Consider the following 26,428-nt stretch of genomic DNA (forward strand, 5'->3'; position numbering starts at 1 on the left):
CAGCCAACTGGTTCGGCGGCGTTGCCCGTTGCCGTAGGGCGTTTCCTTTGGCCTATTAGGGGCTTGGTGGCAGCGAAAGTCACGCGGCTATCATGGCTGCGCCTCGCGCGCGTAGTGACTGCGAAAAAACCTTCCCGGCCTCACGCGCGTGACGACTTCGGAAAAATCTTCACTGCCCTTTTAGGGACCATCAAAATCATCAGACTGGCATCGCACCAGCTCCCTCTCGATGGCCAGGCGGACGAACTCGGTACGGTTGCGGTGCCGGTGGTAGCGGCCTTGCTCCATCAGGGCGTCGACGGCTTCCGCCACTTCACGCTCTACGCTGACGATCAGGCGTATGGGATCGGCCAGGCGTCTCGGGTTACGGCTCATGGTTCGGCCCTTTTGTCAGTCTGGAAAAGCGAGGCCCCAGCGTTTGCCGGGGCCGTGCAGGTGGTCAGTGCAACGGGTTGGGCGGCGTCGTGCGTAGCTGGTCGGTTATACCCATCTTCTCGGCATGGGCTAGCAAGTCCTCCTCGCTAGCTCCCAGCGCTTGGGCCAGATCAGCCAGGTTGAACACCTCTCGCCCCTCATCGTCCACGCCTGACGGCTTCAGGCCAGGGAAGAATTCCTGCATGCCATCGTTCAAGGTCTCCATGATCGGGCCGCGCAGGAACATGGGGTTATCCTCGTCATAGGCCCGCTTGATCATCTCATCAGCATCGTCCTTGGCCACGCCATCAAAGAAACGGCGACGTGCCAAGCGCTCGACGTTCTCCAGTAGGGCGGCGATATGCGATGCCAGCGGCCTTGTCAGGCGCTCAGGCGGCATGGCTAGGTGGTGGGCCGCCCATGTCTGGCCGGGGGTCAGGTGACCAATACCGATGCCCTGGGCGGCTGCGTTGGCGAGTGCGTTACGGGTGATAGCGTTGCTCATGGTCGTGTCCTCAATATCAGGCGGCAGGCGGTGGGGCGTCATCCAGCATGGCGTTGACCATGCCGGTGAGAGACTTCAGCCGAATGCGGACCAATCCGGCCAGCGTGCCGCCAGGCATCCGGGCGTCGATCTCTTCCAGCACTGCCGCGCACCCCATCAGGGCGTTATGGTCGGGGCTGTCCTTCAGGGTGGCCAGCACCCCCTCGGCTTCGGGCACTGTGTCGGCTCTCATGCTGCGCAGACTGGCCAGCAGGCGGGTTGCCTCACGGATGGCGTCGTCACGCATTGGTTAACACCTCCACGTCAGATAGAGGCCAGCGTGATCGAGCAGAAGCCAGCGCTTCATCCTCTGTCATAGGACGACCAGCAATCGCTAATCGCTTTTCATCCACCAATAGTGTCCAGCTCATGCGCACGCCTGCCGGTAGTGGCTCAGGTGCGCCGTGGTGCTGCTGGTGTGGGCGGTGGGCTGTCGTGGCCATAGACACAGCCCTTTGAGGCACCAGGGAGGCATTGGCGGCACGCCTCCCGGCATTCTCTTTGCGGTGGTTGCGGGGCTCGCCATCAGCAGCCCTCAGCCATGCTTGAGCGTATCGCCGCGCCTTCTGCATGGCCTGGGCATCCGGCAGCCCTGACAGGTGGTGAGCCAGGTAGCGGTGATCGTCGGGCACCAGGGAGCAGTGTTGGGCGATAAGCGCCAGCCAGGGGGCCATATACTCGACGTTGGATACCGACTCCTCCGGCTCAGGGTAGGCGGGCCACACAGCCATAGCTGCCTGCCGGGCGCTCGTATTGGTTAGTATTCGGCGAGCCTGCTGGCGGGCGCTGGTCAGGTCCGGGGCCACCTCGAAGGCGTCATCAATGGCGGCAGCTAGTTCGGCGCGGGACTGACGATCCATCATCATCAGCCTTGCCCGAACTTGGCCCACCAGGTCGTGGCCAAGGTGTCTACCAGCATCAGCGAGGGCAGCCAGCAGCACCTCGACACTCCTGCCAGGGTCATCCTTTCCGCCATCCTGCATTTTGTGGTGTCCCACGTGTCCCATGTGTCCCAAAGGCTCAACCATGCGGGTTTGCGGCGGGACACGTCTGGGACCCGTATGGTGTCCAGGTGTCCCAGACAGGGTCTGATAAACGTTACTTAGGCTCATGCTGCGGCCTCCTCCTCGCCTTCAACTGGGCGGATGGCATAGACGCGACGACGACTCCCGCTGATCCAAATTCGAATGGAGCGCTTGTCACTCTCTCGCTCGACCAGCCAGCCAGCGGCTTCCAGGGCTTCGGTGCCTCGCTTCAGGTCGAAGCCTCGAAGCGCTTCGCCCAGCCCATCGCCGCTGAAGAGGTACGTCCTCCCCTCAGCATCGTCACGCCACCAGCCAGCCCGGTTGTAAACTGTGGGCGACTGGAGGGGATCAGCGAACGCGCTACTGAAACGTGCATCGCCATGACGCTCGATAAACCCTCGCACGCTGGCAAGAATTTGCTCGTGCTCTGTGCGCACCCCACCTTGGCCAGCAGACCAGGCTTGGAAGGCGTCAATAGCAGCCCCCATGGCCTCTCCCTCCTGCCAGCCCACCAGCCCATACTCGATGGCCAGTTCTCCCGCCAGCCCGATCAGCGCGAGCACCTTGGCGGCACGTCCCTGTAGCGGGTTGGTGGTGGTAAACCCGTCCAATTGAGCGAACCTGTCCACCTCTCCAGCCAGGTCGCGGCTCTCGATCACCAGGTGCTCGATGAAGGCGGGACCAAGATGGCCGTACTGGCGTGTCACCTCTGTTTTCAGGTGATCGGCGAAGGCCCGGCCATCAGGCAGGTTGTGCAGGTCATCAAAGGCCCCGTGCTGGCGCTTGGCAGGAATATCCAGCAGGCGCACCATTTGCCCGGCCTTGGGGCGCTTGCCTGCCTCGCTCATGTGGGCGGCCAGGGTGTGCTCGCCGCTGCTCAACACCGCAATACGCCAGCGGTGAGGTCGCCGGGCATTTCCCGTGCGGCTGGCGCGAGCCTTGCCGGTGCCGTTGCCCAAGGCGTAGACGGTAGCGCCTACCTCCCTGCCGTCAGCCTCCCCGATCTCGTCCAGCACCAGGGCGGTGTCGCTCAAGGCGGCTGCAATGCCTTCCAGGCCGTTGCCTGTGGCACGCCAGGTGCGCTTGAACTCAGGACTGCCCCAGACGCTTGCAGCCACTTCCAGGGCGGTGGTCTTGCCGTTGGACGAATCCCCCACTAGGTGAATGCCAGCGGTTTGGCGGTGGGTGAGGTACAGCAGCGGGCCAGCCAGGGCGGCGGAGACTGCGAGGACCAGCAGTGGGTTGCCGCTGCACAGGGCACCTATGCGGCTGCGCCAGCCGTCCAGGGTGCCAGCGGTGGCGTAGTCACCTTGCCCCGCGTGCTCGCTCTGGAAGGTGATCTGGCTGCCCAGCGTCCCGGCAGCAATGCTCCGTCGCGGCATGACGAACACTCGACCACCTTCCAACTGGTGCCAGCCTACCCGCGTGGCGGCGATGACTTCGGACTTGGGCGCAGCTTGGGCTAGCCACTTGGTCAGCCAGCGATGGGCGTCTGGATTGATCCTTACTCCCATGTCCAGCAGTTCACCGCGCATCTCTTCGCCACTACCCTTCAGCAGTCGCTGGGGCATCGCCCACTCTCGCCAAGCGCCATAGGGCGGCTTGAAGCGAAGTAATAGCCCGTGGTTGTCGCCTCGCTCATCGTGGGTGGCTGCCAGGCATTCGATAGGGCTGCACACCCATACGTCGAATGGCTCTGGATCGCCTTCACCCCTGGGCTGGCGCTGGCCGTGGTAGTGCAGGCCAGGCGGGCCATACTGCGTGCGCGTCAGATGGGTGATGAAGCTGGGGCGCTTGGGTTCGCCTACTGGTTCGGGCGCGTTGTCATCGTTTACGGCGCTCTCCTCGTGGCCGATGGGACACCTCGGGACACCACTTTTTTCGGACGTGTCCCGGCTGGAAGCCCCGTCATTACTGGGATGGGACACGTGGGACACGTGGGACACCTCTTTTTGCATGTGTCCGGGATCAGTCTCCGATCCAAAGGGATCACCGAACAGGTCAAAGGTGTCTGGGCAGTTACTCGCCATGGTGATGCCCTCCCTTCCTGCACTGGCGCACGTCCGCAAAGTCGGTGCAGCCCTCACAGCCCTCACAGAACGTTGGCATGAGCAATCGAGCATCAATGGCCAGGGCTGCATGACGTGCCGACACACGCCCCTTGTTGGGCAGGCCCTGTGCCGGTAGGTGTCGGTCATCGTCGCCGCCGATGGTGATGGCCACTTCCTCGGGCAGTTGCTGACGCAGGCGACGGGCGACTGGGGCCAGGTTGTCGGCATTGCGGGCGACCACGACCGGGCAGCCCATGGCTTCATGCAGGGCAGCAGCCGTTGACCAGCCCTCGGCTACCAGCACATGCTCAGCACCAGCCAATTGGCCTATCAGGCTCGCAGCGCCACGAACACGACCGCCAGGCAATGGGCGCTTGGCACCATCCGGAAAGACGCGCTCCAGGTTGACCAGCTCCCCATCGAGGAACAGCGGCATCAGCAGCATGTTGCCCTGCTGGCGCAGGTTGTAGGGCGGCAGGCCCTTGCCGGTCAGGTAGGGATGGCCAGGATCGGCGGGGCGAGACTGTGCCCACCATCGGGCCGCTTTTCCCTTGGCTTCGGCTTCCCGCTGGCGTCGCTGTTTGTCTCGTTGCTCACGGGCCCGCATGGCCTCCTGTCGGGCCGCTGCTGCCGCCTCTGGATCGCTGGGGCCATCGAGCGTCACTGTTTCCACCAGGTCCATGTGCCAAATACCGAAGCTGGCCGCCTGGGGCGAGTGGATGCGATACCAGCCGTTGGCATTGCCCTTGGGCTTGTCCGACGTATCGAAGCGCTCAAAGCGTCCAGATGCTTTGGGTGTCAGACTGACGCCATGCCTGACCAACGCCTCGGCAAGCGCTGCCTCAATGCTGCTATGCTTGGAGAGCGCTTCGCGTGGCGCTTCACTATGGGCCTGGCTTCCTTCGGGGTGTCGGGCCCTTCGCGTATTGGTGATCATCACAGAGCCCTCCCTTCCACGCTCTGGGTGGTCAGGGCATCGAGCGTCGAACAGATCGCGCCAGCAATATGCCCAGTGGCATCAACAAGAGGCTGATAGCTGGACTGGGGCTGCCCCTCGTCAGCCAGCGCGTGGGCGACAGCATCGAGCCTATCCCCCAGCGCCAGCAGGTCATTGGCAGCGCTCACCAATTCGGCGGCTTGTTCATGCGTCATTGGCTCACCTCCTGGGCTTGCTTCATGAGGCGATCAGCAAAGGCCAGGACGGCGGCAAGGTGTGTTTCGACACCGTGCAGAGACGTGGCCATCAGCGCTGGTGAGACTTGAAGCTCGCCCCCATCTGCTGCATCGGATAGCGCAAGCTCTACCATCTGAGTCGCGCTCATTGCGTGCTGGACAGAAAGGGTCAGCGCGTCGAAAGCGTCTTCACGGTCGAGGCTTGCGGAAACGGTGAGGTAGTGGGCAGGACAGCTCATTGGGCCACCTCCTGGGCTTCCAGGTGGCGGGCTTTCTGCATATGGGAGTTGTAGCGCTTGAGCCGGACGGCGGCGCTTGAATCAGAGAAGAGCGCAGCCTTTGCCATCGCTCGATGCGCGGCGGCGCGTGATTTAGACGGACTGAGGGTAGGGAATAGGCGTGATGCCATGGGTGACGCTCCTTGGATTGTGGAGTCGTCCCCGGCTGCGGCCAAACAGCGGATGGGGGCGACTGTACGCGGGTTGGCCGACCGGCATCCAAGGGAACCGGCACGCCCGAAGGCGTCCCACGCACAGCCGCCATAACGCATAGCGGGCACAGAAAAAGCGCCAGCTATGGAAGGGGCGCTTGTGCGCCTTGGATGTTGCGACCGGCCAAGGTCGGCTGCTGAATTTGCAGCAGCCGGGCCAGCATAGTGGCAGGAGGTAGCGGGCGCAAGCATCATGCTGCACCCCCTTGGGAACGGCTGGCCTCAATGCGTTGGTCGATCCAGGTGGAGACTTCCTCCTCAATCCAGGCCACAGCGCGGGGGCTAAGCTGGATCGGTGGCGGGAAGTCGCCAGCATTGATCAGGCGGTGAAGGGTGGAGTTCGAGATTCCGCAGCGTTGCAGCACTTCGGGGCGGCGGAGTAGTGCGGACTTATTGGTAGTGTCTGGCATGTCACGGTGCCCTATGCGATGGATTGCATGAGCATCGTGAGTTACTGGCTAACCCTCAGGGCAAAGAGAAAGACCCTGAGGGCAATAGCTATTTGGCTGCCTTTAGAGTCAAAAAGCCTTTAATTACAGATTCTTAATGGTTGAGGGTTATGATGAACGCTTTGCCCTGTCGATTGGGCATGCCACCGCCTCGATAGCCTTAGCCTTGATTTCCGAAACACCGTAGCGACGCATAATCTCGGCCACCAAAAAGTCTTGTTTTGGAGGTTTTTTAGCTCCATTCCAGAACTCTTCTTGGATCTCCATGGCGAGCTTAAGCAAGCCTTCTGGCTCCTCAGAAGCATCCCTGGAGATTGCACCGGCAGCCTCTTCCCTAACCTGCCCAGCGAGCTCCAGAATGCTGGGTATCTTCTGTGATACCGCCCGGTAATAATCGCGAAGCTCGAAAAGCTCGTCAGCATATTCAAGCAGCACTTCATATGCCTCGATCTTTTCCTCCAGGGGCTTCAGGAGGGCACCATATAGCTCTCCGGCGTCAACCGTTACGCTTCGCGGTTCCGCTTCATCAATCATGCTCTTCAGCCAGTCCCTCCGCTCACGAAGGGATTCCATGTCAGCCCCGACTTTAGCAGTGAGCTCTTCAGTTTTCGGATGCATCTTTACCTCAACGCCGCATTGTAAGTGTTGCGAAATATTGTCAGGAGGGGTGTTGCTACTCGATAGCAGCCTTGTTCTCGCGGATCGGCACCACGTTGTCGGCACCAGTGCGCAGGGCATCCAGGTAATCGGCCCAGCTTTGCAGCATCTCGCGACGTTGTTCCAGGTGAGAGGTGCGGTTGTAGGCGCGACCGTTGCTATCCTTCACGGCATGCGCCAGTTGCTGCTCTATATAGTGCTCGGGGTAGTTCAGGCGCTCGGCCAGGATGGTTCGCGCCATCGCCCTGAAGCCGTGCGCCGTCATCTCACCTTTGAAGCCCATACGGTCCAGCGCGGCCTTGATGGTGTTGTTGCTCATCGGTCGCTTGCTGCTACGGATGCCTGGGAAAACGTACTCAGCACGTCCGGTCAGTCCATACAGGTCGCGCAGGATGCCCACGGCTTGGGACGGTAGGGGCACCACATGGGCTTGTCCTGTCTTGCTGGCATTGAATGTCCACGTAGCTTCCTCCAGGTCAATGTCGCTCCACAGCGCTTGTCGAAGCTCACCAGGGCGAGTAAAGACCAGAGGTGCCAGCTTCAAGGCGGCAATGGTGACTGGCTGGCCCCCGTAGCCCTCAATCGCTCGCAGCAGGCCCACCACCTCTTTGGGGTCAGTCACGGCAGCGTAGTGCTTGGCCTTGTGGGGGCGCAGCGCTCCACGTAGGTCAGGCGTAGGGTCACGCTCCACGCGCCCTGTGGAAATGCCGTAGCGGAACACTTGGCCGCATAGCGTCTTCACTCGATGAGCCGTCTCGATATGGCCGCGCTCCTCGATGCGGCGCAGACAGGCCAGAAGCTCAGGCGGCGTGATCTCAGAGAGAGGGCGCTTGCCGATGACGGGGAAGGCGTCGCGCTCCAGCCGGCGCTTGTTCCGCTGGTAGTGGGCGGGCACCACGTCATGCTGGTGAACCTTTTCCAGCCATTCGGCGGCCACGGCCATGAACGTATTGGCCGCGTCTTGCTCACCCTGCTGGCGAGCGATGCGCTTGGCGGTGCTGGGGTCAATGCCCTGTGCAAGCTGGCGCTTGGCTGCGTCTCGTGCCTCGCGTGCGGCCACTAGGGAGATATCAGGATAGACGCCAATGGCCAGCCGCTTCTCCTTGCCAGCGTGGCGGTACTTCATCCGCCAGTATTTGCTCCCGCTGGTGGAGACCTCCAGATACAGGCCACCACCATCGGCCATCTTGAATGCCTTTGCTCTCGGCTTGGCCATCCTCACGGCGGTGGCGGACAGCTTGTTGGTCTGGCGGCTCATTGGGGGCACCTCGGGTGGTAATCGCCATATGCCCCCATCCTGTTGTGCCATATGCCCCCAAATGTGGGGGCAGGTCATTGGCCCGCCAAGCGCCTGCTGGCGCGGTTTCTGGCAGATTTGGGGGCATCAGGGTAGCGGCTTAGGCTATGTGCCCCCATAAATGCCCCCTTTGGTGGGGGCATGTCAAGAAACGTTGTGGAACGTCCAGACACAAGAAAGGGGCCCGAAGGCCCCTATTCATGCGGTTTCTGGTGCTTGCTGGGAAGTCCTGAAACCTTGATTTGGTGGAGGCGGCGGGAATCGAACCCGCGTCCGCCGACACTCGCCCATTGGCTCTACATGCTTAGTTCCGTCATTTGATTTAACGCCTCGGGCTCCGACGGGCAGGATCCCGAAACGCGATTCCTCCAAAGTTTAGCGATTGACGAGAGGACAGCGCCAACCGCGATCTCACCTATCTTGGCTCGTAGCCCATTGGCAACGGATGAGCACGTCGCCGCCGGGTAGGACTAGAAGCTAGCAGTTTTTACGCTGCCAGCGCGCCCTGAGCGTAGTTTTCGTCGTTTGCGACTATTTAATCGTGATGTTGGATTTACGAGATACATCACGCTCTCGGCATGCACCTCAGGGGTTGTCATCAGCGTCGAAACCATGTCGCCCCCGTAACGCCCCGCCAGTGTACCAAAGATCCGGCGGTCTGTACTACATCTGACGGCTCAGGCGCGGTTTTGTTCCCGCATGACGCGGCCCTTCTGACGCTGCCAGTCGCGATCCTTCTCGGTGGCGCGCTTGTCGTGGAGCTTCTTGCCCGTCACCAGCGCCAGCTCACACTTCACCCGGCTGCCTTTCCAGTACAGCTTCAGCGGCACACAGGTGTGCCCCTTGTCCTGGGTGCGCGAGAAGATCTTGGCGATCTCCTTGCGGTGAAGCAGCAGCTTGCGCGTGCGCGTGGGGTCCGCCACCTCGTGGGTGCTGGTGGTGTTGAGCGGCATGATATGGCTGCCGAGCAACCAGGCCTCGCCGTTCTTCACCAGAATGTAGGTGTCGGTGAGCTGGGCCTTGCCGGCACGCAGGCTCTTGACCTCCCATCCCGCCAGCACCAGCCCGGCCTCGAAGGACTCGTCGATATGGTATTCGAAGCGCGCCTTCTTGTTCTGGGCGATGGTGTTGTTGCCGGGACCCTTGTCCTTTCCCTTCTTGCTGGCCATGGAACCTCTTGATGTCTGAATCGGTCGTGGAAGCGGTTTCGTAACCGATGCGGCCCGATGTGTAGCCTTCCGGGTCGACGCCAGGCGGTTGCCACGGCGGCGCTGCCCGTCGGTCCCCCTTTCGGCTGTCTCCAGTTCTGCCGGGGAAGCGTGCTACCATTTGAGGCCGAAATAACCGCTCATGATACGCCCTGGGCTTCTGGAAGTCAGCGGAGAGGTCAATGCCAACCGTCAATCGGTCCGCCATGGTGCGGCACACCCCCAAGCAGATGTTCGATCTGGTCAACGATTTCGAGCGCTATCCGGAGTTTCTGCCGGGCTGCCGTCGCGCGCGGCTGCTGGAGAAGGACGAATCGCACCTGATCGGCGAAATGACCCTGGGGCGGGCCGGCATCGAGCAGACCATCGTCACCCGAAATGACCTGCATGAGCCTGACCGTATCGAGCTGTCGCTGGTAAAGGGGCCGTTCAAGCGACTGGACGGGCGCTGGAAATTCATCACCATGGGCGAGAACGTGTGCAAGGTCAGCCTGGAGATGGACTTCGAGTTCTCCAGCCGGCTGCTCGGCATGGCCTTTGGCAAGGTCTTCCAGCAGATCGCGGGCCAGCAGGTGGATGCCTTCACGCGGCGTGCCGATGAGCTCTATGGCCGCTGACAGCGCGAGACCCTCGGCTCCTCGTGTCGAGCCGGCACCTGTCGATCACTCGGCGGGGCCAGATATAAAGGAAGACGCAAGCGACGAGGTGCTTCGCGTGGAAGTGGCCTTTGCCTTGCCGCATAAGCAACGTCTTGTCGCGCTGCGCGTCGCCAAGGGCACGACCGCCAGCGAAGCGCTGGCGTTGGCCGACCTGCCGTCGCTGTTTCCCGAACTGCCTGTGGAAACCTTCAGCGAGGCCAGTCTCGGTATCTTCGGCAAGGCGTTGAAAGAACCCTCACGGCAGATACTGCGTGACGGTGATCGCGTAGAGGTCTATCGACCGTTGAAGATCGATCCCAAGGCGGCGAGGGCAGAGAGGGCGGCTCGTAGCCGCTCTTCCTCCTAGCGACCCTGGGCGGCCGGGGCAGGTGCGTCGCCGTCTGAGCGAAGGCGCTGCGCATGGAAGCGCCTAGGTGTAGAGCCCACCAGGCGTAGAACCAGCCAGGCGTAGAACCAACCAGGGTGGCCGTTGTGGCCACCCTGATGCGTGTTCTCGCTGGCGCCAACGGCTTACTCGCGCTCGGGATCCACGGTGCGGTTGTAGATCGGCTCGATATTGGCTTCGCCCTCGGGGTTATCGTCGCCGCCGCCGCTGGTGGGGCCTACGCCGTAGCTATGCTTGCCTGCCACGTCCGGGTTCATGCTGAAGTCGCCTTCCCGGTCGATATTGACCAGGTTGTTGCCGGCGAAGGTCAGGGTGACGCGTCTTTGCATCACGTCGCCGTAAGCTTCGTCGAGACGGTAGACGTAGTCCCACTGGTCGGCGCTGAACGGGGCCTCCAGCAGCGGCGAGCCCATGAGGTTGATGACCTCCTGTCGGGACATGCCGGGGCGCAGCTGTTCGACCATGCTGTTGGTCACCAGGTTGCCCTGTGCCAGGTCGCGCTTGTACACGCTGAAGTAGGTGCAGCCGCTGGTCAGCGCCAGGGCCAGTGAAAGGGTGACAATTCCGGTCAACTTTTGCATTTGCGCCTGTTCTTCACTATCGTGGGGTCGGTCGATCATACCCGACCCTACCTGATACTGCGAAGAGCAACCATGGCCGACAAGAACCATGAATTGCGCAAGGCTGGACTGAAAGTCACTCTGCCGCGCGTAAAGATCCTGCAGATCCTCGAATCTGCCACCGATCAGCACCACCTCAGCGCCGAGGACGTGTACAAGACGCTTCTCGAAGCCGGTGAAGATGTGGGCCTGGCGACGGTGTATCGCGTGCTGACTCAGTTCGAGTCGGCGGGCCTGGTGATCCGACACAATTTCGACGGTGGCCATGCGGTCTTCGAGCTCTCCCAGGAAGAGCATCACGACCATATGGTGTGCCTGGAAAGCGGTGAGATCATCGAGTTCTTCGACGAGACCATCGAGCGTCGGCAGCAGGAGATCGCCGAGGAGCACGGCTTCGAACTCGTCGATCACGCGCTGGTCCTCTACGTCAGACCCAAGGGTTCCAAGGCGACGCGTCAGGAAGGCATCGCCAAGAAGTAACGGATCCCTCTGCGCGTAGCGCTGAGCAAGAGCCTCTGCCCCCGGGCGGAGGCTTTCTCGTGTCTGGAAGATGTGATCAGCGCTGTTCGGCCAGTGGATACACAAAAGCGCCACGTCCCCGTCAATTGGGGGCGTGGCGCTTGCGTTGTGGGCTCACTGTAAAATGCTGCTTTTTCTTGCGTACTGCTCTTCAGTATCGCTTTTCTGTGCTGTCTGGGTTCGCCGGGCCTAGTGGTGCGCCCGCTGGCTTGCGTCGAGCATCTCGCGGGCATGGGCCAGGGTCTGGTCCGAGAGTTTGACGCCGCCGAGCATGCGTGCCAGCTCGCCGACCCGCCCGGCTTCGTCGAGGTGTGCCATGCGGGTGCGGGTGGAATCCTTGCGCGCCTTCTTCTCGATGTGCAGATGGTGGTGGGCCTGGGCGGCGACCTGGGGCAAGTGGGTCACCGTTAGTACCTGGCCACCCTGGCCCAGTCGCTTGAGCAGCTGGCCGACGATCTCGGCGGTGGCACCGGACACCCCGACGTCGACCTCATCGAACACCAGGCTGGGGATGGTGGAGTGCTGGGCGGCGATCACCTGAATGGCCAGGCTGATACGCGACAGCTCGCCACCGGAGGCTACCTTGGCCAGCGGGCGTGGCGGCTGGCCGGGGTTGGCGGCGATCAGAAAGCGCACCCGGTCCATGCCCTCTGGAGCGGCGGCATCGCGCCGACTGACGTCGACCTCGAAGCGGGCCTTGCCCATGGCCAGAAACGCCAGTTGCTGCTGGACTTCCTTGCCGAAACGCTTGGCGGCCTTTTGGCGAGCGGCGCTGACGGTCTCTGCCAGGGCACGCCATTCTGTCTTGAGGGTGTCGGCCTTCTCGGTCAGCGCCTCGAGGTCCTCGTCACCGCCCTCCAGTCCCTGAAGTTCTGCCGTCAGGCGCTGGTGCAGGGCGACAAGCTCGTCGGGCAGTACATGGTGCTTGCGAGCGATGCGGTGAGCCTCGCCCAGGCGCTGCTCTACCCAGGCCAGGCGCTCCGGGTCCAGTTCCACGTCGGCGACCACCTGATGCAGTTCGCGGCCGGCTTCCTCGAGCTGAATGCTGGCGTCACCGAGCAAGGCGATGGCGTTGGCCAGGGCTCCCTTGTCGCTGCCGGGCAGGGCGGCCAGGCGCTGGCTGGCCTGGTGGAGCAGGGGCAGGGCGCCGCCTTCCTCGCCATCGCAGCAGTCGAGCGCGAACTGGGTCTCCGCCAGGCGCGATTCGGCGTGGGCCAGCAGCTCCTGTTCACGTTCGAGCTGTTCGAGCTCGTCTTCGCCCAGGCCGAGTTGGTCGAGTTCTTCCACCTGATAGCGCAACAGCTGGCGACGGGCGCGGATTTCATCGCCGTCGTCGGCCAGCCGTTTCAGTTGTCGCCGGGTGGACTGCCACTCCCGATAGAGCTCGGCCAGTCGGCTCACCGATTCACGGTGGCCGGCCAGGTCGTCGAGCAGGCGCAGGTGGGTGTCCTCGGCCAGCAGGGCCTGGTGGGCGTGCTGGCCGTGGATCTCGATCAGGGTCTCGCCCAGCGACTTGAGGTCGGCGATGGTGGCCGGCTGGCCGTTGATCCAGGCCTTGGAGCGACCGCTTTTAGTGACCACGCGACGCAGCAGGCAGTCGTCATCGGGCAGTTCTCGGTTGGCAAGCCAGGCCCGGGCGTTGGGCAGGTTGGCAATGTCGAAGCGCGCGCTCAGGTCGGCTCTGGACTGGCCGTGGCGCACGCTGCCGGCGTCGGCGCGTTCGCCGAGACACAGGCCCAGGGCGCCAAGCAGGATCGACTTGCCGGCGCCGGTCTCGCCGGTGATGGCAGTCATGCCGCCCTCGAGCTCGAGTTCGAGGTGGTCGACGATGGCGAAGTCCTGGATCGAGAGTTCGGTCAGCATGCGTGCCTCCTGGTGGCGTCACCGAGCGGTGCGACGGTCAGTGCAAGGGTGGCGGTCGTACAGGGCGATGGGTGCGGCAATCGCTCGCGCAATCGCTAGAGCATCGATATGGCGCAATGGATGGGGGTTGGCATTACTGTTTATCCATCCATGTGGTGTCTGTTTATACAGTAGTCCAGGCGCGCCCTCAATGCATCCTTGCGCAGCAACTTCAGTGGTTGCGGGTCAGCGCTGCGGCAAATCCTGGGCCTGCCGGGGAAAGTCTGATCAGGATCTGCGTCTTTCCCCTTGAGATTGTTGTGGCCAACCCCATATACCTCTGCAACCTCTGGTCCCCGGACCAGCCACTGTACAGGCGGTGCTACCGCAATTGTTGGACTTCTTCAGGAGGCTGCACATGGCCAAAGATCCCCAGACCCCGTTGGATGACGAACTCGCTCGCCAGGAGCAGGAAGGCGAGCCGGAGCAGGCGGTCGATGCTGCCGAGGCCGTCGAGGGCGAACTCGAGGACATCGTCGATCAGGCTGAGGATGAGGCACAGGCCGAGGCCGTGGAAGGCGGTGACAACCCCGAGGCCGAGGTGCTGGCGGCCCGCGTCGAGGAGCTCGAGCAGAGCGTGACCGAGGCCAAGGACCAGGCCCTGCGTGCCGCCGCCGAGGCGCAGAACGTGCGCAGGCGGGCGGAAGCCGAGGCCGAGAAGGCGCGCAAGTTTGCGCTGGAGAAGTTCATCAAGGACCTGCTTCCGGTGGTCGACAGCCTGGAAAAGGCGCTTGAGGCCATGGGTGAGGACGCCTCCGAGGTGCATCGCGAGGGTGTCTCCATGACCCTGAAGATGCAGCTCGACGTACTGGCCAAGTTCGGCGTCGAGATCGTCGAGCCCCAGGGCGAGCCGTTCGACCCGCAGTACCACGAGGCCATGGCCATGGTGCCGAACCCCGAGGTCGACCCCAACACCGTCATCGACGTGATGCAGAAGGGCTACGTGCTCAACGGACGCCTGGTGCGCCCGGCGATGGTGGTAGTGAGCCAGGCGGCCGGCTGAAACATCCGGCCCACGGGGCCTGACCGATACGGGTTGTCGATAGGAGTTGAACATGGGGCCTTGAAATCGGCGGAGACGCCCCCCAGATAGTCGGCAACCCCGCGGCGAACGCCGCAAGCCAAACTTCAGTTACGCAAGACACGAATTCGAGGATTTCCTATGGGACGCATCATCGGCATTGACCTTGGTACCACCAACTCCTGTCTGGCCGTGCTCGACGGCGACAGCGCCAAGGTAATCGAGAACGCAGAAGGCGCACGTACCACCCCGTCCATCATCGCCTACACCGATGATGGCGAGACCCTGGTGGGTCAGGCGGCCAAGCGTCAGGCGGTGACCAACCCGGAAAACACCCTGTACGCGATCAAGCGCCTGATCGGCCGTCGCTTCAAGGATGACGTCGTCCAGAAGGACATCAAGATGGTGCCCTACACCATCACCGAAGCCGACAACGGCGACGCCTGGGTCGAGGTCAAGGGCAAGAAGCTGGCACCGCCCCAGGTCAGCGCGGAAGTGCTGAAGAAGATGAAGAAGACCGCCGAGGACTACCTGGGCGAAGAAGTGACCGAGGCGGTTATCACCGTGCCGGCCTACTTCAACGACAGCCAGCGTCAGGCCACCAAGGACGCGGGTCGCATCGCCGGGCTCGAGGTCAAGCGCATCATCAACGAGCCGACCGCGGCTGCCCTTGCCTATGGCATGGACAAGTCACGCGGCGACAAGACCATCGCGGTCTATGACCTGGGTGGCGGTACCTTCGATATCTCCATCATCGAAGTGGCCGACGTCGACGGCGAGACGCAGTTCGAGGTGCTGGCCACCAACGGCGACACCTTCCTGGGTGGTGAGGACTTCGACCTCAAGCTGATCAACTACCTGGTCGACCAGTTCAAGGCCGACAGCGGTATCGACCTGTCTGGCGACAACCTGGCCATGCAGCGCCTGAAGGAAGCCGCCGAGAAGGCCAAGATCGAGCTGTCCAGCGCCCAGCAGACCGACGTCAACCTGCCTTACATCACCGCCGACAACACCGGTCCCAAGCACCTCAACGTCAAGGTGACCCGGGCCAAGCTGGAGTCGCTGGTGGAAGAGCTGGTGAGCCGTTCGCTGGCGCCGTGCAAGACCGCACTGTCCGACGCCGGCCTGTCCGCCTCCGAGATCGACGACGTCATCCTGGTCGGTGGCCAGACCCGTATGCCAATGGTTCAGGCCAAGGTCGCCGAGTTCTTCGGCAAGGACGCCCGCAAGGACGTCAACCCGGACGAAGCCGTGGCCGTGGGTGCTGCGATCCAGGGCGGCGTGCTCGGCGGTGACGTCAAGGACGTGCTGCTGCTGGACGTGACCCCGCTGACACTGGGTATCGAGACCCTGGGTGGCGTGATGACGCCGCTGATCGAGAAGAACACCACCATCCCGACCAAGAAGACCCAGGTGTTCTCCACCGCGGACGACAACCAGACCGCCGTGACCATTCACGTGCTGCAGGGTGAGCGCAAGCAGTCCAGCGGCAACAAGTCGCTCGGTCGCTTCGACCTGTCGGACATTCCGCCGGCGCCGCGCGGTGTGCCGCAGATCGAGGTCGCCTTCGACCTGGACGCCAACGGTATCCTCAACGTGTCCGCCAAGGACAAGGCCACCGGCAAGGAACAGTCCATCGTCATCAAGGCTTCCAGCGGCCTGTCCGACGACGAGATCGAGCAGATGGTCCGCGACGCCGAGGCCCACGCCGACGAGGACAAGAAGTTCGAGGAACTGGTGGCGCTGCGCAACCAGGCCGATGGCATGATCCACGCCTCTCGCAAGACCCTCGAGGAAGCCGGCGACAAGGCCTCCGAGGAAGAGAAGCAGGCCATCGAGAGCGCCATCAAGGAGCTCGAGGAAGCGCTGCAGGGCGACGACAAGGACGCCATCCAGGCCAAGCTCGACGCCCTGACCGAGGCCTCCGGCAACCTGGCGCAGAAGATGTACGCCGAGCAGGCGGACGCTGGCCAGCAGGCGGGTGACGCCGACGCTGGCGCCAAGAAGGAAGATGACGTGGTCGACGCCGAGTACGAAGAAGTCAACGACGACCAGAAAAAGCAGTAACCACGACATCTGAACCTCGGATGACGCCAACGCGGGAGCAGGACTCCCGCGTTGGTGTTGCTGAGCGTCGCGACGGAGGCGGACAGACCCATGTCCAAGAGAGACTACTACGAGGTACTAGGTGTCGAGCGCGGTGCCGATCAGAAGGACATCAAGAAGGCCTATCGGCGCCTGGCACAGAAGTACCACCCGGACCGTAACCCGGACGATGACACCTCAGCGGAAAAATTCCGTGAAGTGTCCGAGGCCTACGAGGTCCTGACCGACAGCGAGAAGCGTGCGGCCTACGACCAGTTTGGCCATGCCGGCGTCGACGGCCAGGGCGGTGGTGGCTTTGGCGGCGCCGGGGCTGGCGGCTTCAGTGACATCTTCGGTGATGTCTTCGGTGACATCTTCGGCGGTGGCGGCGGACGTCGTAACCCCAATGCGCCCCAGCGGGGCAGCGACCTGCGCTACAACCTCGAGCTTGACCTCGAGAGCGCGGTGGCCGGCACCAGTGTCGACATCCGTGTGCCGCGTCACATCGAATGTGAGCGCTGCGACGGCGAAGGTGCCGAGCCGGGTTCCACCAAGGAAACCTGCCCGACCTGTCACGGACACGGTCAGGTTCGCATGCAGCAGGGCTTCTTTGCCGTGCAGCAGACCTGCCCGACCTGTCACGGCAGCGGCCAGCACATCAAGGTGCCGTGCCACGCCTGTCATGGCGAAGGTCGCGTGCGCGAGACCCGCACCCTGTCGGTGAAGATTCCGGCCGGCGTCGATTCCGGCGATCGCATTCGCCTCAATGGCGAGGGCGAAGCCGGTATCAACGGCGGTCCGCCCGGGGATCTGTACGTGCAGGTCGCGATCAAGCCGCACCATATCTTCGAGCGCGAAGGGCGTCACCTGCAGTGTGAGGTACCGATCAACTTCGTCGACGCAGCCCTTGGCGGTGAGCTCGAAGTGCCGACGCTGGATGGTCGGGTGAAGCTGAAGATTCCGGCGGAAACCCAGACCGGCAAGCTGTTCCGACTGCGCGGCAAGGGTGTCAAGCCGGTACGCGGCGGCCCCGCCGGCGATCTGTTGTGCCGGGTGGTGGTGGAAACCCCGGTCAAGCTCAGCGAGGAACAGAAGGATCTGCTGCGCAAGTTCCAGGACAGCCTGGGTGGCAGCAACGCCCAGCACTCGCCGAAGAAGTCGAGCTTCTTCGACGGGGTGAAGAAGTTCTTCGAAGATATGAAGCTGTAAGTCGCGTACCCTCGGGCCAGGCGTGATCCTGCGCCGACCAGGGCTTAGTGACGATGATCGACCCCCGACCCCCGACCCCCGACCCCCGACCCCCGACGCCGGGGGTCGGTTTTTGTGTCGGCTGCACAAGGGCCGTCAGCGGGGCGTCGCGCTCGGGCGGTTCTCGTGGGCGCTTCTGCTGGGCGGCTTGATTGGGTGGGGCAGGGCTTGTGGACGGCGCGGCTCTTCTGAACAGGGACGATGATCATGAGTGATAGGGATAGGCCCCTGGCGGGCATCGTGCTGCGCATCGCCTCCGGGGTGCTGTTCGCCGCCATGCTGGTGTGCGTGAAGTGGGTGAGCGACGAGGTGCCGCTGGGCCAGGTAGTATTCTATCGCTCCGCCTTTGCGCTGTTGCCGATCGTGCTGTTTCTGGCCTGGCGTCGAGAGTTTCCGGCGGGGCTGGCGACCCGTCGCCCCTTGGGCCATCTGTTGCGCTCGAGCCTCGGCGCCGCTTCGATGTTTGCCACCTTTGCGGCCCTGGCGCGTCTGCCCGTAGCCGAAGCCACCCTGCTGGCGCAGCTGGCACCGGTACTGATGGCGATCGGCGGCGTGGTGTTGCTGGGCGAGCGCCTTACCCCGTCGCGGGCGCTGGCACTTGTGCTCGCCTTGGGCGGGGTGGCGGTGCTGGTGGTGCCGGATATCGGTAACGCCGACAAGGCCGGCCAATTGTCGGGCTACGCGCTCGGTGTGCTGGGGGCGTCGTTGACCGCCGCAGCGCTGGTCACGGTGCGGCGCATCTCGCGAACAGAGGGGGCCGGTGCCATTGCCTTCTACTTCGTGCTGGCTTGCACCCTGGCGGGGCTTGCGACCCTGCCGCTGGGCTGGGTGGCGCTGCCGACCCAGACGCTTACGCTGCTGATCCTGGCCGGTCTGCTGGGAGGCGCGGCGCATATCTGCATGACGTTGGCGCTGCGCTTTGCCGAGGTGTCGAGGCTTGCCCCCTTCGAGTACATCGCCCTGGTGTGGCCGCTACTGGCCGATCTCTGGCTGTTTGGCCAGCCGTTGTCGAGCGGCTTTCTGCTGGCGCTACCTCTGCTGCTCGGCGGTGCCGCCCTGGCCGCCATGGAAGGTCGTCGCCTGGGGTGGCCGCGCCGGCGCTCGCCGCCCGGGAACGGCTAGGCATGCGTGGGTACGATGAACAGCAACACGCCGTTGCCTGATGCTGAGGATACTTAGGCGATATTATTCTGCGATACATTCGCATTCGCAAAAAACGGTGAAAAGTATGGTGGAATCCCGAGCCTTCGTCGAGACCGCATCAGGGCAACGCTTGATCAATCGCCTGTGCAAGCACTGGGCCCACAAGCTCGAGGTGGATGCCGAGAGCGGTCACGTGGTGTTCCCAGGCGGCGAGTGCTGGATGAAGGCGTCCGACTCGCAGCTCAGCGTCGACCTCCAGGCCGAGGACGCCGAGCGGCTGGAGCGGCTCAAGGACGTGGTGGCCAGCCACCTGGAGCGGATGGCGGGCAAGGAGCCGCTCAGCGTCGTCTGGCAGTGAGTTTGGCTGGACGCGATCGGCGCTACAGCCAGCCGGTGCGACTGAAGCGTCGGTAGAGCGCGCCGCAGCACAGGACCATCATTCCCAGCGCCAGCGGATAGCCCAGCCGCCAGTCCAGTTCCGGCATATGGGTGAAGTTCATCCCCCAGATGCCGGCGAGGATGGTCGCCACCGCGAAGATCGCCGCCCAGGAGGCCAGGCGCTTGTGCACCTCGCTCTCGTCGATGGCCACCATCGACAGGTTGACCTGGATGGCGGTAATGATGGTTTCGCGAATGGTGTCGATGGCCGCCTCGATACGATGCAGGTGGTCGTAGACGTCGCGGAAGTAGTCCTGGGTCTCGTAGCACAGCGCCGGGACGCGTCCGCCGAACAGATGGGAGCTGGCTTCGGCCAGTGGGGTCACCGCGTGCTTGACGCACATGGTGCGGCGCTTGAGCTGATACAGCCGCTCCAGGCTGGCGCGGGCGCTGCCGCGCACGAAGATCTGGTCCTCGATGCTTTCCAGTTCGGCCTCGAGTTCTTCGAGTACCGGAAAGTAGCGGTCCACTACGACATCCATCAGCGCATAGAGCACGAAGGCCGGCCCTTGCTTGAGCAGCTCGGGCTCGCGCTCGCAGCGGGCGCGTACATCGGCGAAACCACGCCCGGAGTGCTGACGTACCGACAACACATAGCCGGGACCGGCAAAGATGGCTAGCTGGCCATGCTGCACCTCGCCCTGGCTGACGCTGATCACCTGGGTGACGACGAACAGAGCGTCGCCGTATTCCTCCACCTTGGGACGCTGTTCGCCGACCAGGGCATCCTCCACGGCCAGTTCATGCAGCTCGAAGATGTCCTGAAAGGTAGAGAGCTCCTCGGCGTCCGGGTCGTGTAGTGCTACCCAGACGAAGCAGTTCGAGCGCGAGCGGTAATCACCGATCTCGCCTCTGTCGATGTTGCAAAGACGCCGTCCTTCTTCATACGCCACGCAGTTGACGATCATCGTTGTCCCCTTGCGGTTGTTATCGTGGTTCTGAGGAAAAGGTAGACGCTACGTCGCGGTTGCCGACTGCATGTTGCGCCCAGGCGACCATCGCTGTTCGGTGGTGGTGGCATGAGGGTCTTGGCATTTGGGGTCGGAACAACTATCTTCAAGTGAAGATACTTTGTTTGGAGGTAAGTGATATGCAGGTTCCGTCCCCCGGGCCGAGCGATGCCATCGATCGACTGATGGCGGAGTGGTGCAGGGTCCTCCCGGATCGCGACCCTGGCGACATGGGCATCTTTACCCGGCTGTATCGCGTGCTGAAGCATGTCGACCGTCGGGTCCAGGCGGTATTCCGGCAGCACGGCTTGAAGGAAGGCGAGTTTGACCTGCTGGCGACCCTCTACCGGCGCGATGTGCCCGAGGGTCTGACACCGAACGCCCTGTGCGAGGCGGTGGTGCTGAGTTCAGGGGCTATGACCCACCGCCTCGATCGGCTCGCCAGTCGTGGCCTGGTGGAGCGTGTTGCCAACCCTGAAGATCGTCGCAGTGTCCTGATTCGCCTCAGTGAGTCGGGAAAAGCCATGATGCCGGCGCTGCTGGACGCCTACCTGGCTGAACTCGCTTCGATGCGCGCCACCCTGGCAGATGATGAAGCGGCAGGCCTGGCGGCTGGTCTACGCCAGTTGCTGTTGGCGCTGGAAGGGGAGGTCAGCCGTGATGACGACTGAATGCCGGGTGTCCAGCGATAGCAGTGTGTGGTGGGCCCACGCCGGGATGCTGGTGTGGGCGACGCTGGTGGGGCTGTCCTTTCCGGCGGTGGGGATGTTGAGTGAAGGGCTTCCGCCACTGTCGCTGACCGCACTGCGCTTCGTGATTGCCGCTCTGGCGGTGTTGCCGCTGGTGTGGGGTGCGCCTGGTCTCCGGCCGAGTCTGGCCGGGCTCGGGCTCTATGGGTTGATGGGTCTCTGTCTGGCGAGCTTCTTCGGCACCATGTTCTGGGCGGCGCACCTGACCACGGCGCTGTCCATGGCTACGCTGTTCGTCAGCGTGCCGCTGCTGGCCTACGGCCTGGGCCGGCTGGTGGGGGTCGAGCATCGAGCCCTGGCGCTGCTTGCCCTGCTGGTGCTCGGCGCCGTCGGCGCCGTGGGGCTGGCCTGGGCCGAGGCCGGTGGCTCCTTTGCCTGCATGCAATTCGGCGTGGGCGAAGCCGCCTTCTTCGCTGGTTGCATCGCCTCGGCGATGTATCCGGTGTTGTCCAAATTGGGGTTGGCGAAGGGCTGGCTGTCTGAACACGCGGGGGTGCGTACCCTGTGGAGCCTGGTGATGGGGGCACTGCTGATCGGGTTTTCGGGTCTGGTCTTCGGGGATCCGGCCGCGCTGGGCCGAATGACGCTGTTCGATCTGGCGGTGGTGGCCTATCTCGGGCTCTTCTCCAGCGGAATGACCTTCTGGCTGCAGCAGCGGGCGACCGCCATCCTGACCCCGGCGGCGGTTACCGCCTACGGCTATCTGGTGCCCTTTGTGTCGATGCTGTTGCTGTTTGCCCAGGCGCCTGAACGCCTTGCACTCGAATGGCTGCCGGGCAGTCTGCTGGTCGTGCTGGCCATCGCGCTGCTGCTGCGGCGGGACGTCAAGCTGCGCAGCCAAGCGTGAGCAGGCGAGTTTTACTCAGACATCTTTGCATCATTGGGCAAAGAGGTGGGCGGTGTACGGATTTGGCTTAGTGCGGTGTGGTGGTGGTTATATGAAGCTGTAAAGGTGGGGCAAAGGCGCATCCATGCCAAGGAGCCCCCATGCCGTCAGCCAGCCCCCTTCTCGGCGCACAAGCCGTTTCCCCTTGTCAGCAGCCTGGCGACCGCGGCCTTGCCAACGACGTCTTCTCCGAGGCGCTGAGCGAGCGCTACGACCAGCTGGCCCGCGACGAGCGCTACGGCACCTTCACCGGTTCCGTTCTTCACTATCTCAATCTGGAAGAAGATCTGGTCGGCAAGCGTCTTCTTGATGTGGGCTGTGGCAACGGAGCGCTGGCGGCAGAACTCAAAAGCAAGGGTGCGCAAGAGGTGCTGGGTATCGACATCAGCCCCTCCCAGGTCGCGCTGGCCAGCCGGCGCCACCAGGCTCCGGGCCTCGGCTTTCGGGTCGAGGACGCCTATCGCAAGCTTGTTCTGCCGGAGGCGCCCTTCGATACCCTGGTCAGTGTCTTCGCCTTCCACTTCATCCAGCATCAGGCCATGCTCACCCGTGCCTGCCGTAACCTGTTCGAAGCGCTCAAGCCCGGCGGTCTGCTGGTGTGGCTCGATATCACCCACGACTATGTGCTTGACCCGGCGCGCATGGATCGCCTCGAGGCGTTGACCAGCTATCGCTACGACCCGGGTGTGGCGCCGGGTGAGCGGCCCCGGCCCTGGAGTCTGGTGCCTGGTCAGGTGCGCGCCGGAGATGAAGTCTTGCCGGTGGACCACGTGGCGATCCCCGGGCGTACCGTGGTCAAGACACTGCAGTCGGTCGGCTTCTCCCAGGTCAGGCGCGAGCCGCTGCGCTTCACCGATGCTGAGTCGGCCTGGCTGTGGGGCCCCGACGGCTTCAATCACCACCTGTTGGTGGCCCGCCGCTGATCAGCGGGCAGTGGCATTACCGGCCGTTGGCACGGGTAGATCCAGCGTCGAGAGAGAGCGCCTTATCGGTCAGTCGAAAGCAGCCGAGCAGGTTGCGCTGCAGGGCGCTGAAGTTGTCGTCGCTGACCATCAGAAATTCGCCACCGGGCAATTGCGCTAGCCCCTCCATATTGTCGACGCGCCAGCCTTCTCCGGCGGACAGGCTGGCCAGGCGTGTCACCCGTACCTGCGGCGGTGGCAGCAGCTCCACCAGGCTTAAGCTGATGGTCAGCGGACGTGGCGGGGAAAAGGCGCGTTCCAGCGCCAGCAGCCGCGGTGGTGAATTGGTGACGGTGTCCTCCAGCGCCAGCAGCTCGGTCAGGGCGCTGTCGGCCGGTGAGGCCAGTGGGTAGCGCCACCGGCGCGTGTCGGTAGCGTTCTCCGCCAGGCTGAACAGAAGGGTGTGCCCGACGCCGTTTTGCGCGCTCATGCCATCGGGCGGTGACTCCAGACCCGCCACCAGTCCGATGCCCGGCACTCGGGCCAGCGCTTCCAGGCTTTCGTTATCACCGGCGTTGTGGCTGGCCGTGGAGCGCAGTGGTTCGCCTTTCGGCATCCCGTCGAGAGCGAAACGCTGCACGCGATGATCCTGCTCGAAGCCGATCAGTAGTTCGGTGTTGCCGGTGACGCCATCATCGGCGCCCGCCAGCACCAGCGACTCGGCGTCTGCGGCCTTGCCTTCCAGCGGCGTACCGTCCTGCGCCTTCAATCGGTGGCTGGCGAGTGGGCGCAGGTCCACCAGCCGGCCATCTTCAAGTACTGGCCTTGCCTGGTGTACGCGTCCGCGATCGGATACCAGGTGCAGCAGGTTGTCGTCTTGGTCCCAGGCCATGGCCGAGAGACCACCCAGGGGAACGCTGGTGTTGTTTTCGGTGGGACGCCACTGGCTCGGCAGTGCCAGGGTGCCGCACATGCTCAGCCCCGGCTGGGCGGGGGCCTCGCCCTGCAAGCTGGTCGGCTTGACCTGGGCGGTGCAGCCGCCAAGCCACAGGGACGCTGCCAGCGTGCTGATAAGGGGCAATCGGAGCATTTTTCTGAACGGCATGGGGCGGTCCTGTCGGGCGGGAATGTCAGCGTGAAGGCCAGGGCGAGGCAAGAGGGAGCGACGTTGGTATACTGCGCCGAATCCCTTTACATTTTGGCGTATCTACGTTGATCCGCCTGTCTGTTCGAACTCTCGTTTCTCCAGGAGATTGCATGAGCCGTACCGCCCCCCGTATCGCCATCGTCGGCGTCGCCGGCCGCATGGGCCGCACCCTGGTCAACGCCGTGATGCAGGACGACGACGCCGTCCTCGCCGGCGGCATCGTCGAGCCGGGCAGTTCGCTGGCTGGCGCCGATCTGGGCGAGCTGGCCGGCGTCGGCCGCCAGGGCGTGGCGGCGGTGGACTCCCTCGAGGCCATCGTCGATGACTTCGACGTGCTGATCGATTTCACCGCGCCCAAGGTGACCCTGGCCAACCTGGCCTTCTGTGCCGAGCATGGCAAGGCCATCGTCATCGGCACCACCGGCCTGTCCGATGACGAGCAGGCCGAGCTCGACGATTATGCCGAGCGAGTGCCCACGGTGTTTGCGCCCAACATGAGCGTCGGCGTCAATCTGACCCTGAAGCTTCTGGAGACTGCAGCGAAGGCGCTGGGCGACGAGGGCTATGATATCGAGGTCATCGAGTCCCACCATCGTCACAAGGTCGATGCGCCGTCCGGTACCGCCCTGCGCATGGGCGAGGTGGTCGCCGGGGCGCTGGATCGCAACCTCAAGGAGCACGGGGTGTTCGAGCGGGTAGGCCAGTGCGGTCCTCGCGATCCCAAGGAAATCGGCTTCGCCACGGTGCGTGCCGGCGATATCGTCGGGGAGCACACCGTGATGTTCGCTACCGAAGGCGAGCGCATCGAGATCACCCACAAGGCGTCCAGCCGCATGACCTTCGCCCGGGGCGCGGTGCGCGCAGCACGCTGGGTCGCCGAGCGTGAGGCGGGACGCTACGGCATGTCCGACGTGCTGGGCCTGGACTGAGTTTTGTGAGCCTCTGGCGACGTCGCGGGTGGTGTTGCCCATGGCAAAGTGCTTGTTCCGGGGTAGTCAGCCCGGCCCAGATGCTGTAACATTCCAAAAATTTTGGCCGGGCCGGGCATGAAAGTGTCGCGTCGAGAGCGTTTAGTACGTCTCTCGCAGCATAGGTGCCGGCTCTGCATTCCGAGCGAATGACAACAAGCGGGATGAAACCGGTCAAACACCGGGTTTCGTCCCGCTTTTTTACGGCCCGGCTCCTTGTGTGCTTGACGCACGATGGGCCGGGTCGGTGCCGAATGGCCTGGCGACAGGTCGCCGACGCCGGCGAGCGTATGGCGGCGGTCGTAGATACCTTGACGAGCTTTGGGAGGACGTAGCGTTGAACAAACCCGCAATCTTGGCCCTGGAAGATGGCAGCGTATTCCACGGCACGGCCATTGGCGCTGATGGGCAGACCAGTGGTGAGGTGGTGTTCAATACGGCCATGACCGGCTATCAGGAAATTTTGACCGACCCCTCCTATTCCCGACAGATCGTCACCCTCACCTATCCCCATATCGGCAATACCGGCATCAATCCCGAGGACGTCGAGTCCGCCAGCATCGCCGCCGCGGGCCTCGTCATCCGCGATCTGCCGCTCGTCGCCAGCAACTTCCGATCTACCCAGAGCCTCTCGGACTATCTCGCCAGCCAGAACGTGGTGGGCATCGCCGACATCGATACCCGCCGGCTGACTCGAATCCTGCGCGACAAGGGTGCCCAGAACGGTGCCATCGTGGCCGGCGACGAGGCCCTGGGTGACGACGCCGAAGCGCGCGCCCTGGAAGCCGCCCGCGCCTTCCCCGGGCTCAAGGGCATGGACCTGGCCAAGGTGGTGTCCTGCAGCGAGCGCTACGTCTGGAACGAGGGCGAGTGGACGCTGGGCAAGGGCTACGCCGATACCGAAGGGGCCGAGCGGCCCTTCCATGTGGTGGCCTACGACTACGGCGTCAAGTTCAACATCCTGCGCATGCTGGCGAGTCGCGGCTGCAAGCTGACCGTGGTGCCGGCCCAGACCCCGGCGTCCGAGGTGCTGGCGCTCGACCCCGACGGCGTCTTTCTGTCCAACGGACCCGGCGACCCCGAGCCGTGTGACTACGCCATCGACGCCATCCGCGAGATCCTCGAGACCGAAGTGCCGGTGTTTGGCATCTGCCTGGGCCACCAGTTGCTGGCGCTGGCCAGCGGTGCCACTACGGTCAAGATGAATCACGGCCACCACGGCGCCAACCATCCGGTGCAGGATCTGGACAGCGGCCACGTGATGATCACCAGCCAGAACCACGGCTTTGCCGCCGACGAGACCACGCTGCCGGATAACCTGCGCGCCACCCACCGCTCGCTGTTCGACGGCACCCTGCAGGGGATCGAGCGTACCGACCTTCCGGCGTTCAGCTTCCAGGGCCACCCCGAAGCGAGCCCCGGCCCCCGCGATGTGGCGCCGCTGTTCGACCGCTTCATCGACATGATGCGCAGCCGTCGCTAAGGCGCCGACACAGAC

General features: G+C 63.7%; 30 protein-coding genes and 1 other RNA gene. 13 read left to right on the plus strand and 18 right to left on the minus strand.

Annotated features, from left to right (window positions below):
- Nucleotides 1-180: 180 nt before the first annotated feature.
- The 14 genes from NFI08_RS06945 to smpB form a co-directional block, all read right to left on the minus strand.
- Nucleotides 181-375 carry a ribbon-helix-helix domain-containing protein gene (locus NFI08_RS06945; protein ID WP_349588253.1) on the minus strand — a complete coding sequence of 65 codons (195 nt, stop codon included), beginning with the start codon at nt 373-375 and terminating at the stop codon, nt 181-183.
- Nucleotides 376-439: 64 nt separating this feature from the next.
- The gene (locus NFI08_RS06950) at nt 440-919 is read right to left on the minus strand and encodes a hypothetical protein (protein WP_349588256.1); all 480 of its coding nucleotides are present in this window, start codon (nt 917-919) and stop codon (nt 440-442) included.
- A gap of 16 nt (nt 920-935) precedes the next feature.
- Nucleotides 936-1,205, minus strand: coding sequence for a hypothetical protein (locus NFI08_RS06955; protein WP_349588259.1), 270 nt, complete (start codon nt 1,203-1,205; stop codon nt 936-938).
- Nucleotides 1,198-1,899 (minus strand): hypothetical protein, encoded by a 702-nt coding sequence (locus NFI08_RS06960; protein WP_349588262.1) that lies wholly within the window; start codon nt 1,897-1,899, stop codon nt 1,198-1,200. Before NFI08_RS06960 ends, NFI08_RS06955 begins: the two co-directional genes overlap by 8 nt.
- Nucleotides 1,900-2,066: 167 nt before the next feature.
- Nucleotides 2,067-4,106 carry a DUF927 domain-containing protein gene (locus NFI08_RS06965; RefSeq protein ID WP_349588265.1) on the minus strand — a complete coding sequence of 680 codons (2,040 nt, stop codon included), beginning with the start codon at nt 4,104-4,106 and terminating at the stop codon, nt 2,067-2,069.
- A complete protein-coding gene (locus NFI08_RS06970; protein ID WP_349588268.1) occupies nt 4,003-4,971 on the minus strand; it encodes a toprim domain-containing protein in 969 nt (322 codons plus the stop codon). Before NFI08_RS06970 ends, NFI08_RS06965 begins: the two co-directional genes overlap by 104 nt.
- Nucleotides 4,971-5,186, minus strand: a complete 216-nt coding sequence (locus NFI08_RS06975) for a hypothetical protein (protein ID WP_349588271.1) — start codon at nt 5,184-5,186, stop codon at nt 4,971-4,973. Before NFI08_RS06975 ends, NFI08_RS06970 begins: the two co-directional genes overlap by 1 nt.
- Nucleotides 5,183-5,446, minus strand: coding sequence for a hypothetical protein (locus NFI08_RS06980; protein ID WP_349588274.1), 264 nt, complete (start codon nt 5,444-5,446; stop codon nt 5,183-5,185). Before NFI08_RS06980 ends, NFI08_RS06975 begins: the two co-directional genes overlap by 4 nt.
- Entirely contained in the window at nt 5,443-5,616 is a 174-nt protein-coding gene (locus tag NFI08_RS06985) for a hypothetical protein (RefSeq protein ID WP_206942436.1), read from the minus strand. Before NFI08_RS06985 ends, NFI08_RS06980 begins: the two co-directional genes overlap by 4 nt.
- A 272-nt stretch (nt 5,617-5,888) precedes the next feature.
- Nucleotides 5,889-6,107 carry a helix-turn-helix transcriptional regulator gene (locus NFI08_RS06990; protein WP_349588278.1) on the minus strand — a complete coding sequence of 73 codons (219 nt, stop codon included), beginning with the start codon at nt 6,105-6,107 and terminating at the stop codon, nt 5,889-5,891.
- Nucleotides 6,108-6,254: 147 nt separating this feature from the next.
- On the minus strand, nt 6,255-6,764 hold the full coding sequence (locus NFI08_RS06995; protein ID WP_349588281.1) for a hypothetical protein: 510 nt from the start codon (nt 6,762-6,764) through the stop codon (nt 6,255-6,257).
- Between the two features lie 55 nt (nt 6,765-6,819).
- On the minus strand, nt 6,820-8,061 hold the full coding sequence (locus NFI08_RS07000; RefSeq protein ID WP_349588284.1) for a tyrosine-type recombinase/integrase: 1,242 nt from the start codon (nt 8,059-8,061) through the stop codon (nt 6,820-6,822).
- Between the two features lie 282 nt (nt 8,062-8,343).
- Nucleotides 8,344-8,723: a transfer-messenger RNA gene (gene ssrA, locus NFI08_RS07005) on the minus strand.
- 54 nt (nt 8,724-8,777) lie between these two features.
- Entirely contained in the window at nt 8,778-9,269 is a 492-nt protein-coding gene (gene smpB / locus NFI08_RS07010; protein ID WP_045992293.1) for an SsrA-binding protein SmpB, read from the minus strand.
- Nucleotides 9,270-9,490: 221 nt separating this feature from the next.
- Here smpB and NFI08_RS07015 point away from each other — a divergent pair, with 221 nt between their 5' ends.
- Complete coding sequence (locus NFI08_RS07015) at nt 9,491-9,925, plus strand: type II toxin-antitoxin system RatA family toxin (protein WP_045992292.1); 435 nt, start codon at nt 9,491-9,493, stop codon at nt 9,923-9,925.
- Nucleotides 9,926-10,013: 88 nt separating this feature from the next.
- Nucleotides 10,014-10,313 (plus strand): RnfH family protein, encoded by a 300-nt coding sequence (locus NFI08_RS07020; protein ID WP_045992291.1) that lies wholly within the window; start codon nt 10,014-10,016, stop codon nt 10,311-10,313.
- Nucleotides 10,314-10,477: 164 nt separating this feature from the next.
- Here the strand turns inward: NFI08_RS07020 and NFI08_RS07025 are convergent, their stop codons facing one another.
- Entirely contained in the window at nt 10,478-10,933 is a 456-nt protein-coding gene (locus NFI08_RS07025; protein WP_045992301.1) for an outer membrane protein assembly factor BamE, read from the minus strand.
- A 72-nt stretch (nt 10,934-11,005) separates the two neighbouring features.
- Between NFI08_RS07025 and fur the strand changes: the two genes are divergently transcribed.
- The gene (fur, locus tag NFI08_RS07030) at nt 11,006-11,452 is read left to right on the plus strand and encodes a ferric iron uptake transcriptional regulator (RefSeq protein ID WP_045992290.1); all 447 of its coding nucleotides are present in this window, start codon (nt 11,006-11,008) and stop codon (nt 11,450-11,452) included.
- A gap of 228 nt (nt 11,453-11,680) precedes the next feature.
- Here the strand turns inward: fur and recN are convergent, their stop codons facing one another.
- Complete coding sequence (gene recN / locus NFI08_RS07035) at nt 11,681-13,354, minus strand: DNA repair protein RecN (protein WP_349588291.1); 1,674 nt, start codon at nt 13,352-13,354, stop codon at nt 11,681-11,683.
- A 397-nt stretch (nt 13,355-13,751) separates the two neighbouring features.
- Here recN and grpE point away from each other — a divergent pair, with 397 nt between their 5' ends.
- From grpE to NFI08_RS07060, 5 genes are all read left to right on the plus strand, one after another.
- Nucleotides 13,752-14,396, plus strand: coding sequence for a nucleotide exchange factor GrpE (grpE, locus tag NFI08_RS07040; RefSeq protein ID WP_045992288.1), 645 nt, complete (start codon nt 13,752-13,754; stop codon nt 14,394-14,396).
- A 159-nt stretch (nt 14,397-14,555) separates the two neighbouring features.
- Nucleotides 14,556-16,481 carry a molecular chaperone DnaK gene (dnaK, locus tag NFI08_RS07045; protein ID WP_108131804.1) on the plus strand — a complete coding sequence of 642 codons (1,926 nt, stop codon included), beginning with the start codon at nt 14,556-14,558 and terminating at the stop codon, nt 16,479-16,481.
- A 90-nt stretch (nt 16,482-16,571) separates the two neighbouring features.
- Nucleotides 16,572-17,708 carry a molecular chaperone DnaJ gene (gene dnaJ, locus NFI08_RS07050; RefSeq protein ID WP_045992286.1) on the plus strand — a complete coding sequence of 379 codons (1,137 nt, stop codon included), beginning with the start codon at nt 16,572-16,574 and terminating at the stop codon, nt 17,706-17,708.
- A 246-nt stretch (nt 17,709-17,954) separates the two neighbouring features.
- Nucleotides 17,955-18,869: a DMT family transporter gene (locus NFI08_RS07055; protein WP_157033039.1), complete on the plus strand. Its 915-nt coding sequence runs from the start codon at nt 17,955-17,957 to the stop codon at nt 18,867-18,869.
- Nucleotides 18,870-18,975: 106 nt separating this feature from the next.
- Nucleotides 18,976-19,248, plus strand: coding sequence for a DUF2218 domain-containing protein (locus tag NFI08_RS07060; protein WP_045992284.1), 273 nt, complete (start codon nt 18,976-18,978; stop codon nt 19,246-19,248).
- A gap of 22 nt (nt 19,249-19,270) precedes the next feature.
- On the opposite strand, the gene corA is transcribed toward NFI08_RS07060, so the two are convergent.
- Nucleotides 19,271-20,236 carry a magnesium/cobalt transporter CorA gene (corA, locus tag NFI08_RS07065; protein WP_349588298.1) on the minus strand — a complete coding sequence of 322 codons (966 nt, stop codon included), beginning with the start codon at nt 20,234-20,236 and terminating at the stop codon, nt 19,271-19,273.
- Between the two features lie 182 nt (nt 20,237-20,418).
- On the opposite strand from corA, the gene NFI08_RS07070 reads away from it, so the two are divergent.
- The 3 genes from NFI08_RS07070 to NFI08_RS07080 all read left to right on the plus strand — a co-directional run bounded on the left by NFI08_RS07070 (nt 20,419) and on the right by NFI08_RS07080 (nt 22,836).
- The gene (locus NFI08_RS07070; RefSeq protein ID WP_213227352.1) at nt 20,419-20,949 is read left to right on the plus strand and encodes a MarR family winged helix-turn-helix transcriptional regulator; all 531 of its coding nucleotides are present in this window, start codon (nt 20,419-20,421) and stop codon (nt 20,947-20,949) included.
- Nucleotides 20,939-21,874, plus strand: a complete 936-nt coding sequence (locus NFI08_RS07075) for a DMT family transporter (RefSeq protein ID WP_349588301.1) — start codon at nt 20,939-20,941, stop codon at nt 21,872-21,874. Before NFI08_RS07070 ends, NFI08_RS07075 begins: the two co-directional genes overlap by 11 nt.
- A 140-nt stretch (nt 21,875-22,014) precedes the next feature.
- On the plus strand, nt 22,015-22,836 hold the full coding sequence (locus tag NFI08_RS07080; protein WP_108131796.1) for a class I SAM-dependent methyltransferase: 822 nt from the start codon (nt 22,015-22,017) through the stop codon (nt 22,834-22,836).
- A gap of 16 nt (nt 22,837-22,852) precedes the next feature.
- On the opposite strand, the gene NFI08_RS07085 is transcribed toward NFI08_RS07080, so the two are convergent.
- Nucleotides 22,853-23,920, minus strand: a complete 1,068-nt coding sequence (locus NFI08_RS07085) for an esterase-like activity of phytase family protein (RefSeq protein WP_349588305.1) — start codon at nt 23,918-23,920, stop codon at nt 22,853-22,855.
- A gap of 152 nt (nt 23,921-24,072) precedes the next feature.
- Here NFI08_RS07085 and dapB point away from each other — a divergent pair, with 152 nt between their 5' ends.
- Entirely contained in the window at nt 24,073-24,891 is an 819-nt protein-coding gene (gene dapB, locus NFI08_RS07090) for a 4-hydroxy-tetrahydrodipicolinate reductase (RefSeq protein ID WP_287163525.1), read from the plus strand.
- 376 nt (nt 24,892-25,267) lie between these two features.
- Nucleotides 25,268-26,413, plus strand: a complete 1,146-nt coding sequence (gene carA / locus NFI08_RS07095; protein WP_108450014.1) for a glutamine-hydrolyzing carbamoyl-phosphate synthase small subunit — start codon at nt 25,268-25,270, stop codon at nt 26,411-26,413.
- The last annotated feature ends 15 nt before the right edge of the window (nt 26,414-26,428 follow it).

This window comes from Halomonas sp. EF61 (assembly GCF_040147045.1).
Lineage (GTDB): Bacteria > Pseudomonadota > Gammaproteobacteria > Pseudomonadales > Halomonadaceae > Halomonas > Halomonas litopenaei.